Origin of the sequence: Humibacillus sp. DSM 29435 (genome assembly GCF_001758225.1) — a bacterium.
Lineage (GTDB): Bacteria > Actinomycetota > Actinomycetes > Actinomycetales > Dermatophilaceae > DSM-29435.
This window is the reverse complement of sequence record NZ_MAST01000022.1, coordinates 1-12,323: the sequence shown is the minus strand read 5'-3', so window position 1 is coordinate 12,323 and position 12,323 is coordinate 1. Positions and strand designations below refer to the sequence as shown.

The following is a 12,323-nucleotide window of genomic DNA, read 5'->3' as shown; positions in this document are numbered from 1 at the left end:
TGATGCGGGCGGGCGTCTCGTGGGTGGCGGCACGAGCCGGCCAGCGCGAGATCACTTAGTTCGAGTTTTACAGTAACTGGCCACAAACCCCGGCACAACCCCTGTAACCGGTTAAATCATCAACGGTTCAGAGCTGGGCGGACTCGCCACGGAAGCCGGTGGTTCGTAGGTCGTCCACGTCCACCACGGTCAGAGCCTGTTCGAGATCGGCGTCGCGCGAGCCGGCCGGCTGGGCCCAGACGACCTCGCAGTCGTCGAGTCGCACGTCGGTGAGCCGTTCGAGGTGGATGCCGCTCGTCTCGTGGTCGACTCGCGTACCGGCCGGGTGGGGCATGAGGTCCCAGAACCCGCCCGGCTCGCCGCTCCAGCGGTCGATCTCCACGCGTACGTCAGACAGCACGAGGCCGCTGATGCAGCCTGGCTCCTCGGAGCGGACCAAGACCCCGTTCTCGCTGCGGGCCAGGATGTGGTGGAACCGGATGTTGCGGGCGGTGCCACTCCCGCCGCGCCAGGGGTAGCTCGAGAGGTAGATGGGCTCACCACCACCCCAGAAGCGCGAGTCGAAGAACCGCGTCTCGACGACGATGTCGGTGAACAGCACGTTGTGCACCCCGCCCGGCTCCGACAGCTTGAGGGCCAGGCCGCGATGGCTGTCGGAGATGACGCAGGTGCTGACCACCACGTTGCGAATGGGCGAGGCGATCTCCGACCCGATGCAGATGGCCGCCGACCGGCTGACGATGGTGCACCCGGTGACCGTGACGTCAGAGCACTCCCCGAACTCCTTCGACTCCTGGCAGGTCTTGATGCAGATGCCGTCGTCGGCGGTTACGATGTCGCAGTTCGTGATGCGCACGCGCTGACACGTGTCGATGTCGATTCCGTCGTTGTTCGGCAGCTTCAGGTCGTTCGCGATGGTGATCGCGTCGACAAGGGCGCTGCGGCATCCGGACAGTCGCACGGTCCAGTAGGCGGCGTCGCGAACCGTCACGTCGCGGATCGTCACTCGCTCGCAGCCGATGAGAAAGACCGTGTAAGGGCGTACGTGGGTCATCTCGTGGATGTCGCCCAGATTGGCCTGGATGAAGAAGCGGCCGCCCCCGTCGATCGTGCCCTGCCCGGTGATCGAGACGTCGTGACAGTTCTCGGCGGTGATGAACATGGTGCTCGGCTCGGGGTCGTCGTGCGGACTGCCGCCTGCCAGCCCCCCGGTCTGGCGGCGGACGGTGTAGGTGGCGTCGTCGGGGCTGGCCTGCAGGGTGGCGCCGGCCTCGAGGTGCAGGTCGATGCCCGACCGCAGTGAGATCGTGCCGCAGCGAAAGGTCCCACCGGCCGGGATCACGACCCGGCCACCACCGGCGGCGTGACGTGCGTCGATGGCGGACTGGACTGCTGCCGTGTCGTTGCACAGGCCGTCACCAACGGCTCCGAAGACAGTTACTGTAAAGTTTGAAGTATCCACGGACAGACCCTACTGCGGAAGGCGGCTCACGTGACCTCGAGCTCTCTGTGGTCGTGCACTCCCAACCCCGCCGACCCGCAGTGGCTGGTGGAGGACGGGCTTCCCACCGCCCGGCTCGACGTGTCGACCGGGGCCGGCACCTGGCCGGCCGTGCAGCCCGGGGTCTTCGACGCCAGCGGCGGCTACCGGGGTCACCGGGTCGTGGTCGAGTTCGAGCTGCAGAGCGCCGCCGACGCGGTGCTCTCGCTGAGGTTCTCGGCCGAACGTGGGCCGTGCCCCGATCTCGAGATCACGCTCGACGGCATCCACCGTGGGCTTTTCCATCCCGTGGTCACGCGGCGTGACCGCACCCAGACGGGCGAGCCGGGCCCCGTGGCGGGCGTCGTGCACCTGGAGGTCGGACTACCTGCGGCCTGGCTGGCCCCCGGCCGGCACACCCTCACCGTAACGACGGCCATCGACCGGGCGGCCGCGCTGGGAGAGGGCCGACTGGCCGCGACCCACGAGGTCACCTACGGTCCGGGGGAGGTGCTGCCGGCAGCGCGGTCCCACTACGGCCGCTGGTTCGGCGCCTACCTGCGCTGGTCGGCTGTCGCGCTCATCGCGGTGTCGTCCCTGCCCACCGAGCCCGTGGTGGCGCTGCGGCCCACCCCACTGTTCGTCCACCACGACGGAGCCGAGGCCCCGCTCGTCGACGTCGACGTGACGTGGGCGGCCGGCACCAGCCCCCCCGAGCCGGTCAGCGTCGAGTGGCCGGGGTTTCGAACGCAGGTGACGGTAGCGGGCTCCGGTCGTGACTTCGGGATGTTCCGTGCGCGGATGCCGGTGCCGGGCTTCGACGCTGTTGCCGACGTCAATGTTCGCGTGGGCCACGACACGCACCGTCTCCGAGTATCGCCGTGCCGACGCTGGACCCTGCACCTGATCCCGCACGTACACCTCGACCTGGGCTTCACCGACGCCCAGGGCAAGGTGCTCGAGCTGCACTGCCGCAACATCGACCGCGCCCTCGCCCGCATCGACCTCGACCCCGACTTCCGGTTCTGCGTCGACGGCAGTGTCGTGGTGGCCGAGTACCTGCGCACCCGGGCGCCGGCCCGGATCGCGCTGATGTACAGAGCCATTGCCGACGGCCGGATCGGGATCAACGCCTTCCACAGCAACTTCCTCACCGGCGTGGTGGGGCTGGAGGAGCTCTACCGTTCCACCGACCTGGCCCTCACCCTCCCGACGTCGACGATCACCGGGATGCGGTACGCCAACCTCACCGACGTGCCGACCTACTCCCGGTCGATCCCGTCCGTGTTGGCCGACCTCGGCATCGAGGGCTTCGTCGGCATGTCGAACCACGGCCGGGCCGCGACTGACACCAGTGACGAGCTGCACCTGTTGTCGCCGGTGCGCTGGCAGGGGCCAGACGGGCAAGAGGTGCTGGCCCACTTCGCCGACCACTACTCGCAGCTGCGGTTCATGGCCGCCGACCCGCAGGCGGTGGCCGGTGCCACCAACGGGCTGGAGCGCTACGTCGAGCGCTACGAGCGGCCCGACTACCTCCCCACCGATCTCGCCGTCATCGGCACCCACGCCGACAACGAAGACCTCGCCGACGGCGACACCGGTTTCGTCGAGCGCTGGAACGCGGTCTTCGCCTGGCCCCGGTTCCGGGTCTCGACCTTCGACGAGTACCTGGCGTCAGTCGCCCCCCTCGCTGACGAGCTGCCGCTCTGGCGCAGCGAGACCGGCACCTTCTGGGAGGACGGAGTCGGCTCTGCCGCAAACGAGTTCGCCGCTTACCGCCGAACCCAGGTGCTGTTGCCGGCCGCCGAGACCCTGGGGGCCCTGGTCTCAGTGGTTGATTCGAACGTGCGCACCAACCGAACCGAGCTCGATCGTGCCTGGTCAGACCTGTCCATCGCCGCCGAGCACACGCTGACGTGGAGCCGGAGCATGTCGCACCCGCACGCATCGCCGGTAGCCGACCAGCTCGGCTGGAAGACCCGCTACATCAACGACGCCCAGCGAGTCGCGGTCGACGAGATGCGGCGGCACCTGGCTCAGCTGTCCGAACGCGCCGACGTGCGTGGGCCAGGGTTCCTCGTGTTCAACCCGCACGCCTGGACGGCCGACCTTGACTGTGAGCTCGACCTGTCGGACGGTGTGGACCTGCTGGACCGCGACTCCGAGCCGATCCCGCTCGAGATGCTCAGCAGCTGCGCGGGGCTCCGTCGCGTAAGGCTGCCGCTCGGCGCCCTGCCGGCGCACTCGTGGCGCTTTCTGCCGATGACGGCGGGGCACTTCACCGTGCCGGGAGGGGAGGTCGCGCCGCACGGCACGACGTCCGAGCCCGAGCGACATCACGGCTTCGCACGAACGCCGCTCGACGAGCCCATCATCACCCCGGGCTGGGAGGTGGTGCTGGACCCGAAGACGCAGCTGCCACGGTCGATCCGGCACCGACCCACGGGCCGCGAGCTGCTCGACGAAGCGGCCGCGGTACGGCTCGGCCAGATCGTCCGAGCGGGCGAGACACGTTTCGTCGCAGCGGCATCGGACAAGCTGGCCCGCCCGGCGGACGTCCACGGCCACCGCCGCGAGCGGACCCTGCCGATCGAGAACTTCCGCTACGTCGCCGACCCGGAGCCCAGCCATCTCGTGACGGACTCGCCGGAATTGGCCTACGTCGGTCGCAAGAGCACCCCAGACGGGATGCGGTTGCGGTGGTGCGGCGGGGGATTCGGCGTCGACGACGTCACGGTCGAGCTGCTGCTCCGTGACGACACCGGGGTCTGCGACCTCGACGTGAGGCTCACCAAGGCTCCCTGTCTCGATATGGAGGCCGTCTACGTGTGCTTCCCGTTCAGGGGCACCGCTCCGGTGCTGCGCTACGACCGGCCCCTGGGCTGGGTGTGCCCGAGCACCGACCACGGACCGGGGGCCTCCAACGAGTGGGGAGCCGTCACCAACACGGTCTCGCTCCAGTCCCAGGAGGGAGAGGTGCGCTGGACTCCCCTCGACACGCCCCTCTTCACCACCGGTGACGTGGTTCGCGGCATCTGGCCCACGAGCTTCCCCCAGGGAGCGAGCCATCTGTACTCCTACGCCATGAACAACTTCTGGCCGTGCAACGTGCCGCCGTGGCAGCCCGGACCGACCCGGTTCCGGTACCGGTTCGAGGTGGCCGCCGAGTTCGACCCCGCCGCGTCGACCAGGTTCGGGCGCACCGCCCGGTTGGGGGCGCAGGCAAGCGAGATTCTGCCGCTCGACCGCTTCGCCCCGACGGGTTCGACGGCCTACCGGGAGGGCAACCTGGGGCTGGTCAGACCCGACGTCGACGTCGACGTCCAGGTGCGGCAGGGCGACGACCCGACGCGGCTGACGCTGCACCTCACCAACCTGCGCGACCACGACGTCACCTTCCGGGCCGGGCTGCCCGACGGCCTGCGATCGCAGAGCCCGGACGGGGCGGTGGGCAACGAGGTCGCGGTGCAGCTCGTCGCGTTTGGGGTGGCCCACGTCCGCGTGTCGCGCCTCTGACCCAGAATCGCCCCGGAGCCCGTCACCGCGAGCGTCAGCCCGCTGCAGAGCCGACCTGCACCAACCGGTCGCGGCGCAGGTCGCCCAGCGCCGTGCATCCGGTGAGGGCCATCATCAGGTCGAGCTCGGCCCGCAGGTTTCGCAGCACCTCCGAGACCCCCACCTCGCCGGCGAGGGCCAGACCGTAGGCGAGGGGTCGGCCCACGCCGACCGCGTCGGCCCCGAGGCACAGGGCCACGAACACGTCTGCCCCAGAACGGATGCCGCTGTCGAAGATGACCGGCACCGTGCGGTCGCCCGACCGCACGGCATCGACCACGCCGGGGAGCGCGTCGAGGGCCGCCACCGCTCGATCCACCTGGCGTCCGCCGTGGTTCGACACGTACACGCCGTCGACCCCCGCGTCGATGGCGCGACGCGCGTCGTCGGGGTGCAGCACCCCCTTGAGCACGATCGGCAGGCTGGTCAGGGCGCGCAGCCGGGGCAGGTCGGCCCACGTGAGCGTGGGCCGGGGGAACACGTCGAGGAAGGTCTCGACCGCCGCCCTCGGCTGCGCCGAGGTGAGGTTCGCCCGCGTGTCGCCGGGGTGGTGGCGGCTCATCGACCAGAGCGCGCCGATGGCGGCGGGGGTGGGGCGGGGGCGGTCTACCGGCGCTCCGCCCGCCGCCAGACGCTGCGCCACCAGCCGCTGGAACACCGGGTCGGACGTGTACTGGGCGATGCCCTCACCGCGCGCGAAGGGCAGGTGCCCGAGGTCGAGGTCGCGGGGCCGCCAGGCGAGGTAGGCCGTGTCGAGCGTGACGACGATCGCCTCACTGCCGCAGGCCTCGGCACGGCGCACGAGGCTCTCGAAGAGCTCGTCGTCGCTGCTCCAGTAGAGCTGGTACCAGTGACCACTGCCGGCCAGCCCCCGGGCGATGTCCTCCATCGGTACCGACGCCTGGGTGCTGATGACGTGGGTCACGTTCTGCTTGCGCGCGCCACGAGCCGCAGCCAGGTCGGCCTCGGCGTGAGCCATGGAGAGCACCCCCAGGGGAGCGGCGATGAGCGGGCTCTCGTGCCGCCTTCCGAACAGCTCCAAGCCGGTGTCGCGCTCGCTGGTGTTCACGAGCATCCGGGGCACGACGCGCCATCGGTCGAAGGCGGCGAGGTTCGCCCGGGCCGTCGCCTCGGATCCTGCAGAGCCGGCCACGTAGGCGAACCCCTGGCGTGACATCGCTCGTCGGGCGGCACCCTCGAGCTGGCTGCCGTCGGTGGGCACAGCGGGGCGGCGCCCGAACACTCCCTCCCGGAAGATGGCTGACTGCACTGCGCGCCCGAACCCACCCAGCGGCATCCGAGTCCTCCCGATCGTGGGGCGTCGTGGTCACCGCGCCCGCACGCCGAACGGTACGCCGCCGACGGCGTGGCGGAGCCGACTCGGGACGGGCACTTGGTTCGACTGGTCGGCCGCTCCGACCGGGTACGCGCGTGGTGTCGACGCGGGCGGTAGATTCGGCAGAGCACGACCGAGTGCAGCCCCGAACCGGAGGTAGACCGTTGGACGCCAGTGACCTGCTCCGCAACTCCCTGCTCCAGCTGTCGAAGCAGGAGCGCATCCGTGACGTCATCGAGAAGGCGCCGGTGTCGCGGGCGGTCGTCAAGCGGTTCGTGCCCGGTGCCGAGCGCTCCGACGTCGTGACCGCGGCGAGCGAGCTGGCGGCATCCGGCAGGCTCTCGACGATCGACTACCTCGGCGAGGACTGTCTCGACCTCGCCCGGGCGCAGGCCACCCGTGACGCCTACCTGTCGCTGCTCGAGGGTTTGCGCGACCAGGGGCTCACGGAGAACGGCACCGTTGAGGTGTCGCTCAAGCTGAGTGCCCTCGGGCAGGCGCTGCCCGACGACGGGCGCAAGCTCGCTCTCGAACACGCCCGTGAGATCTGCGAGCTGGCGAAGGCGGCCGGCACCACCGTCACCCTCGACATGGAGGACCACACCACGACCGACTACACGCTCGAGGCCCTCGGTGAGCTTCGGGCCGACTTCCCCTTCGTCGGAGCCGTCGTTCAGGCCTACCTGCACCGCACCGAAGCCGACTGCCGCGACCTCGCCACCGCCGGGTCGCGGGTGCGCCTGTGCAAGGGGGCCTACAAGGAGCCCGAGTCGGTGGCCTTCCAGGCGGGCGCCGACGTCGACAAGTCGTACGTGCGATGCCTCAAGGTGCTCATGCAGGGCGAGGGCTACCCGATGGTGGCCTCGCACGACCCGCGCCTCGTCGAGATCGCCGGCGCGCTCGCAGGTCAGGCGGGTCGAGACCCCAAGTCGTTCGAGTACCAGATGCTCTACGGCATCCGACCCGACGAGCAGAAGCGCATCGCCGACCGCGGTGACCAGCTTCGCGTCTACATCCCCTACGGCGAGGAGTGGTACGGCTACCTCATGCGCCGCATGGCCGAGAAGCCCGCGAACGTGATGTTCTTCCTGCGCGGCGTCGCGACCAAGGGATGAGCGGAGTCGCGCAATGACGACCACCGCCATCTTCGGAACCGGCGTGATGGGTGGCACCCTTGTCTCGGGCCTGCTTCGCTCGGGGCGTGCAGCCGACGACCTCATCATCACCGGTCGCACCTCCGACCGCGTCGCCGACCTGGGGCAGAGGTACGGCGTTCGGGTGCTGGCCAACGCCGACGCGGCCAGCGCGGCCGACACCCTGGTGCTCTGCGTCAAGCCTCAGGACATGGGCTCCCTGCTCGAGGAGGTGCGCGACCATGTGGTGCCCGGCAACACGGTCATCTCGCTGGCTGCGGGAATCACGACGGAGTTCCTCGAGTCGCATCTGCCCGACGGCACGTCGGTCGTTCGGGTCATGCCCAACACCCCGGCGCTCGTCGACCAGGGCATGGCCGGCATCGCGCCGGGCCAGCACTGCACCGACGCCCACCTGGCCGAGGCCGAGGCGCTGCTCAGCTCGTGCGGCAAGGTCGTGCGGCTCGCCGAGAAGCACCTCGACGCGGTCACCGCGATCTCGGGCAGCGGCCCCGCCTACATCTTCTACGTCGTCGAGGCGATGATCGAGGCCGGTGTGGTGCTGGGTCTGCCGCGCGCCACCTCGACCGAGCTGGTGGTGCAGACGCTCTACGGGGCGGCGACGATGCTGCGCGAGACGAAGGAGCACCCGACCGTGCTGCGCGAGCAGGTCAGCTCGCCGGGCGGCACCACGGTCGCCGCTCTGCGCCAGCTCGACGACCACAAGGTGCGGGCCGCGTTCGTCAACGCGATCGAAGCCGCCGCGGCACGTTCGAAGCAGCTCGCGTCCGGCAACGGCTGACGGCACGCAGAGTTCACCTGGCCCGCGGATGCACCGTTTCGGGGTTCATGCGATTGTTGACCCCATGAGCGAGATCACCGTGCGCCCACTGGGCGAAGATGACTGGCAGGACTATCGAGCCGTTCGGCTCGCGGCGCTGAGCGAGTCGCCCGAGGCGTTCGCGGCCGACGCCTCCCAGGAAGAGGCGTACGACGAGTCCTTCTGGCGCGAACGGATGACCCGGTCGAACCGGCTGGTCGCCGAGAACAACGGTGAGGCCGTGGGCATCGTCAGCGTCGGCCAGGCCAAGGTGAGTGACGGCAGCGCCGGTGAGCTCTTCGGGCTCTGGGTGCGCCCCGAGGCGCGGGGAACGGGTGTGGCCACCCACCTGGTCAAGAACGGGGCCTCACTGGCTCGCGACCGCGGCCAGAGCCATCTCGTCTACTGGGTCGGTACCGACAACGGTCGCGCCGTCGCCTTCGCGAGCGGGATGGGCTTCCGGCCCACCGACTTCCGTCGGCCGATGAGAATCGCGAGCGAGGAGGACGGCGACGAGGAGGTCGCCATGGTGCTTGCTCTCGGTGAGGACGTCGGCCCCCAGCCTCGACTCTGACCCCGCTGTCTGTATCATTTGATACAGACAGCGGTCTACGATAGCGGGATGATCACCTCCACCTCGACGTCCACTGCTCACATCGAGCGCCTCTGGTCACTCGTGAGTGATGTCGGGCGCTGGCCCGAGATGCTGCCCACCTTCACATCGGTGCGCGCGCTCGGGCCGGGCGTGCCGGGTGGCCCGCTCGAGCTGGGGTCCCGGTTCGAGGTGAGGCAACCCGCCCTGGCCAAAGCCGTCTGGACCGTGACCGACTGCCAGCCCGAACGGCGCTTCACCTGGGTCGCCTGTTCCCTGGGGGTGGCGACGGCAGCAACGCACGAGATCACGACGGACGGTGGTGGATGCCGCCTAGAGCTCACGCTCGACTGGAGTGGGCCGCTGGCCCCGTTGGTGCGCCGCGTCTACGGTGCTCGGGCTGCGAGGATGCTCGAGGTCGAGGCCAACACCTTCGCCCACCGGGCGCAGAGCGCGTGAGCGACCAGTCACCACGAACGGCCCTACTGCACAAGGCGATTGTCTACTACGCCGAGCACGGTGTGCGCGACACCAGCCTACGCACCCTCGCAGCCGCGATCGGAACGAGCCAGCGCATGCTGCACTACCACTTCGGCTCGAGAGAAGATGTGCTCGCGGTCGTCCTCGAGACCGTGGTGGCCGAGCAGATCCGTACGCTCGACGCGTTGTTCGCCGAGTGCGACGACCCCTTCGAGGCCGGCCTGCGCAACTGGCAGAACGCAGCCACCTCCGCGCAGACCTTCGGCCCGCTCTTCTTCGAGCTGGCCTCCCACGCCATGTACGGCCAGGCGTACGCAGCTCACTTCGCTGACGTCGTCATCACCCAGCACGTCCGCGCGTTCGGCCGGGCCTACGCCGGGGTGGCTGAACCGGCCCAGGCCGACGCGCTCGCGCGCCTGACGCTCGCCGTCGGTCAGGGCCTGCTGTTCGGGCTGCTTCTGGACGGTGACCGCCGAGCGGCGGACGCCGCCGTGCTCGAGCTGATCGACATGGTTCGAGGCCGAGTGGGCGGCGAGGGACCCGTGCCGGGGGAGCAGGGGGAGCAGGGTTAGGGGCGCGCTGCGAACCGCTCGATCAGCTCGGTCGGCCCGCTGACGATGAGCATGTGGTGGGCCGAGATCTTGGTCTGCGGCACGGCGTAGGTGAAGTCCTCGCCCGGCGCCTTCACCCCGACGACGGTCACGCCGTACTTGCGCCGGATCGCGCTCTGCTCGAGTGTGAAGCCGATCGACTCGGTGGGCGGCTTGACCTTGACGATCGCGAAGCCGTCGTCGAACTCGATGTAGTCGAGCAGCTTGCCGTTGACCAGGTGGGCAACTCGGCGCCCGGAGTCGGCCTCCGGCGAGATCACGTGGTGCACCCCGATGCGCGTGAGGATGCGCTTGTGCTCGGGGGTGAGGGCCTTGGCCCAGATCGAGGGCACCTCGGCGTCGACGAGGTTCGCGGCCGCCAGCACCGACGACTCGACCGACGAGCCGATGCCGACGATGGCGATCTTGGGCTCGGCGGCGCGAATCATCTCGAGGGCCGCGCTCTTGGCCATATCGGCGTGCACCACCTTGTAGACCTTGTTGACGTAGGTCTCGGCCAGCGCGCTGTTCCGCTCGACGGCGATGACGCGGTGGCCGAGCTTGGTCAGCTCGAGGGCGACAGCGGAGCCGAAGCGGCCCAGCCCGATGACGAGCACGTCGTCGTCGAAGAGCCGGTTACGGGCCATGGGTTGCTCCTAGGTCGATCGGGGATGAGCGGGAAACGCGATAGCGTCTCAATCATGCCAAGTCTGGCCAGAGTCGTCTGGGACCCGTGCTTCACGAAGTACGACTTCGGGCCGTCGCACCCCATGGCGCCGATCCGCCTCGACCTGACCGCGCGGCTCTGCGAGGCGCTCGGGGTGTTCGACAACCCCGGGGTCGAGGTCGTCGGGGCCGAGCCCGCGAGCGATGAGGTGCTCGCGACGGTGCACACGCCCGAGTACATCGCCGCGGTGCGGGCCGCCTCCGACAACCCCGCGGTGGCCGATGAGCGCTTCGGGCTCGGCACCGACGACGACCCCGCCTTTCCGGGGATCCACGAGGCCAGCGCCCGGGTGGTCACGGGAACGCTCGAGAGCTGCCGCGCCGTCTGGCAGGGCGAGACCGAGCACGGCGTCAACTTCTGCGGCGGCCTGCACCACGCGATGCCCGCGTCCGCGAGCGGGTTCTGGGGTTGACCCCATTTCGTGGACATCGGTTAAGCGGCTTCTGTGGCCGCCGTGGTGAGCCGGTGCTCGAACGATACCGGGTTGATCTGGCCGAGCGCGGAGTGGCGCCGTCGCCGGTTGTACACGGCCTCGATCCATGAGCTGACGGAGCGGATCGCCTCGGCTCGGGTGTCGAACCGGTGGCGGTGGTAGTGCTCTGTCTTCAAGGTTGACCAGAAACTCTCCTGCTGCGCGTTGTCCCAGCACACCCCGGTACGCCCGACCGACAACCGCACCCCGAGCTCCTCGACGACCTCGGCGAGCTGGGTGGAGGTGTACTGGCAGCCGCGGTCAGCATGGAAAATCACGCCCTCGGTGCTGCCCGTGCCCGGGTCGCGGAAGCTCACCGCCCGGCGCAACGCGGTCTCCACGACGTCGGTGTGCAGGCTTTGTGAGAAGGCGTAGCCCAGCACCCGACGCGAACAGCCGTCACGCACCGCGCACAAGTACAGCCAGCCCTCACCAGTGGCCAGATAGGTGATGTCCGAAGTCCACACCACGTTCAACATGCCCTGGTCGAAACGGCGCTCGACCAGGTCCGGGATCGTGTGTGTACTGGTGTCAGCGATGGTCGTGACCGGTTGCCACGGCCGAGGACTGATCCCACGAATACCGTTGTCCCTCATCAGCTTCGCGACCGTCTTGCGGGACACGACCTCGCCGGCCTCGCGGAGGTCCGCCACGATCCGCGGTGACCCGTTGACGGCGTCAGAGGCGTCATGGGCGACCTTGATCTTCACCGTCAGGTCCGCCCGGCGCGCCGCACGCGGGCCTGGCTCGCAGTCCCGGCGCGCGGCCCACGCGTAGTAGCCCGAACGCGATACCCCCAACAGGTCCACCATCCGCGAGACGCTGTGCGTGGCCTTCTCCGCGTCGATCACCTCGAACGCCCGCTCGGGCTCGAGTTCTCCGTGGCGAAGAAGGCCGCTGCTTTTTTCAGGAACTCCCGGTCCATGCGCAGTTCGGCCACCTCACGCCGCAACCGGACCAGCTCGGCCCGCTCATCCGCATCGACAGCCCCCGGGGGGTCATCCATCCGGGAGCGTTCAATGGCGACCCACCGCCCTAGCAGCGCCTCTCCGACCCCGATCTCCCGAGCGACCTGCACGATCGTGCGCCCGGTGTCGATGACCAGATGAGCAGCTTCCTGCCGGTACTTCGGGGTGTA

At 69.5% G+C, this 12,323-nt stretch carries 11 protein-coding genes; 7 read left to right on the top strand and 4 right to left on the bottom strand.

Going from position 1 to position 12,323, the window contains the following annotated elements; genetic code table 11:
- Positions 1 to 127 precede the first annotated feature (127 nt).
- Positions 128 to 1,462: a glycoside hydrolase family 28 protein gene (locus tag BA895_RS13700; protein WP_175442327.1), complete on the bottom strand. Its 1,335-nt coding sequence runs from the start codon at positions 1,460 to 1,462 to the stop codon at positions 128 to 130.
- Positions 1,463 to 1,492: 30 nt separating this feature from the next.
- Between BA895_RS13700 and BA895_RS13695 the strand changes: the two genes are divergently transcribed.
- Positions 1,493 to 4,996, top strand: coding sequence for a hypothetical protein (locus tag BA895_RS13695; protein WP_070192462.1), 3,504 nt, complete (start codon positions 1,493 to 1,495; stop codon positions 4,994 to 4,996).
- A 34-nt stretch (positions 4,997 to 5,030) separates the two neighbouring features.
- On the opposite strand, the gene BA895_RS13690 is transcribed toward BA895_RS13695, so the two are convergent.
- Complete coding sequence (locus BA895_RS13690) at positions 5,031 to 6,332, bottom strand: alpha-hydroxy-acid oxidizing protein (protein WP_070192461.1); 1,302 nt, start codon at positions 6,330 to 6,332, stop codon at positions 5,031 to 5,033.
- Between the two features lie 203 nt (positions 6,333 to 6,535).
- Between BA895_RS13690 and BA895_RS13685 the strand changes: the two genes are divergently transcribed.
- From BA895_RS13685 to BA895_RS13665, 5 genes are all read left to right on the top strand, one after another.
- Positions 6,536 to 7,486 (top strand): proline dehydrogenase family protein, encoded by a 951-nt coding sequence (locus BA895_RS13685; protein WP_175442326.1) that lies wholly within the window; start codon positions 6,536 to 6,538, stop codon positions 7,484 to 7,486.
- A gap of 13 nt (positions 7,487 to 7,499) precedes the next feature.
- Positions 7,500 to 8,306 (top strand): pyrroline-5-carboxylate reductase, encoded by an 807-nt coding sequence (gene proC, locus BA895_RS13680; protein WP_070192460.1) that lies wholly within the window; start codon positions 7,500 to 7,502, stop codon positions 8,304 to 8,306.
- A gap of 64 nt (positions 8,307 to 8,370) precedes the next feature.
- Positions 8,371 to 8,898, top strand: coding sequence for a GNAT family N-acetyltransferase (locus BA895_RS13675; RefSeq protein ID WP_070192459.1), 528 nt, complete (start codon positions 8,371 to 8,373; stop codon positions 8,896 to 8,898).
- Between the two features lie 48 nt (positions 8,899 to 8,946).
- Complete coding sequence (locus tag BA895_RS13670) at positions 8,947 to 9,375, top strand: SRPBCC family protein (protein ID WP_070192458.1); 429 nt, start codon at positions 8,947 to 8,949, stop codon at positions 9,373 to 9,375.
- Entirely contained in the window at positions 9,372 to 9,968 is a 597-nt protein-coding gene (locus tag BA895_RS13665) for a TetR/AcrR family transcriptional regulator (protein ID WP_070192457.1), read from the top strand. Before BA895_RS13670 ends, BA895_RS13665 begins: the two co-directional genes overlap by 4 nt.
- Here the strand turns inward: BA895_RS13665 and BA895_RS13660 are convergent.
- A complete protein-coding gene (locus BA895_RS13660) occupies positions 9,965 to 10,633 on the bottom strand; it encodes a TrkA family potassium uptake protein (protein WP_070192456.1) in 669 nt (222 codons plus the stop codon). The two genes, BA895_RS13665 and BA895_RS13660, sit on opposite strands and share 4 nt — an antisense overlap.
- Before the next feature lie 54 nt (positions 10,634 to 10,687).
- Here BA895_RS13660 and BA895_RS13655 point away from each other — a divergent pair, with 54 nt between their 5' ends.
- Entirely contained in the window at positions 10,688 to 11,125 is a 438-nt protein-coding gene (locus BA895_RS13655) for a hypothetical protein (RefSeq protein WP_083283339.1), read from the top strand.
- 20 nt (positions 11,126 to 11,145) lie between these two features.
- On the opposite strand, the gene BA895_RS13650 is transcribed toward BA895_RS13655, so the two are convergent.
- A protein-coding gene (locus BA895_RS13650; RefSeq protein WP_139142657.1) for an IS3 family transposase occupies positions 11,146 to 12,323 on the bottom strand; the annotation gives its coding sequence in 2 pieces (ribosomal slippage) (positions 11,146 to 12,092 and positions 12,092 to 12,323; 1,179 coding nt annotated over the 2 pieces). This gene is flagged as partial in the annotation.

What these genes read in the sequence shown, in the direction of transcription:
- proC (WP_070192460.1), top strand. Translation starts at nt 7,500, where the DNA reads ATGACGACCACCGCCATCTTCGGAACCGGCGTGATGGGTGGCACCCTT.
- BA895_RS13675 (WP_070192459.1), top strand. Translation starts at nt 8,371, where the DNA reads ATGAGCGAGATCACCGTGCGCCCACTGGGCGAAGATGACTGGCAGGAC.
- BA895_RS13670 (WP_070192458.1), top strand. Translation starts at nt 8,947, where the DNA reads ATGATCACCTCCACCTCGACGTCCACTGCTCACATCGAGCGCCTCTGG.
- BA895_RS13660 (WP_070192456.1), bottom strand. Translation starts at nt 10,633, where the DNA reads ATGGCCCGTAACCGGCTCTTCGACGACGACGTGCTCGTCATCGGGCTG.
- BA895_RS13690 (WP_070192461.1), bottom strand. Translation starts at nt 6,332, where the DNA reads ATGCCGCTGGGTGGGTTCGGGCGCGCAGTGCAGTCAGCCATCTTCCGG.
- BA895_RS13655 (WP_083283339.1), top strand. Translation starts at nt 10,688, where the DNA reads ATGCCAAGTCTGGCCAGAGTCGTCTGGGACCCGTGCTTCACGAAGTAC.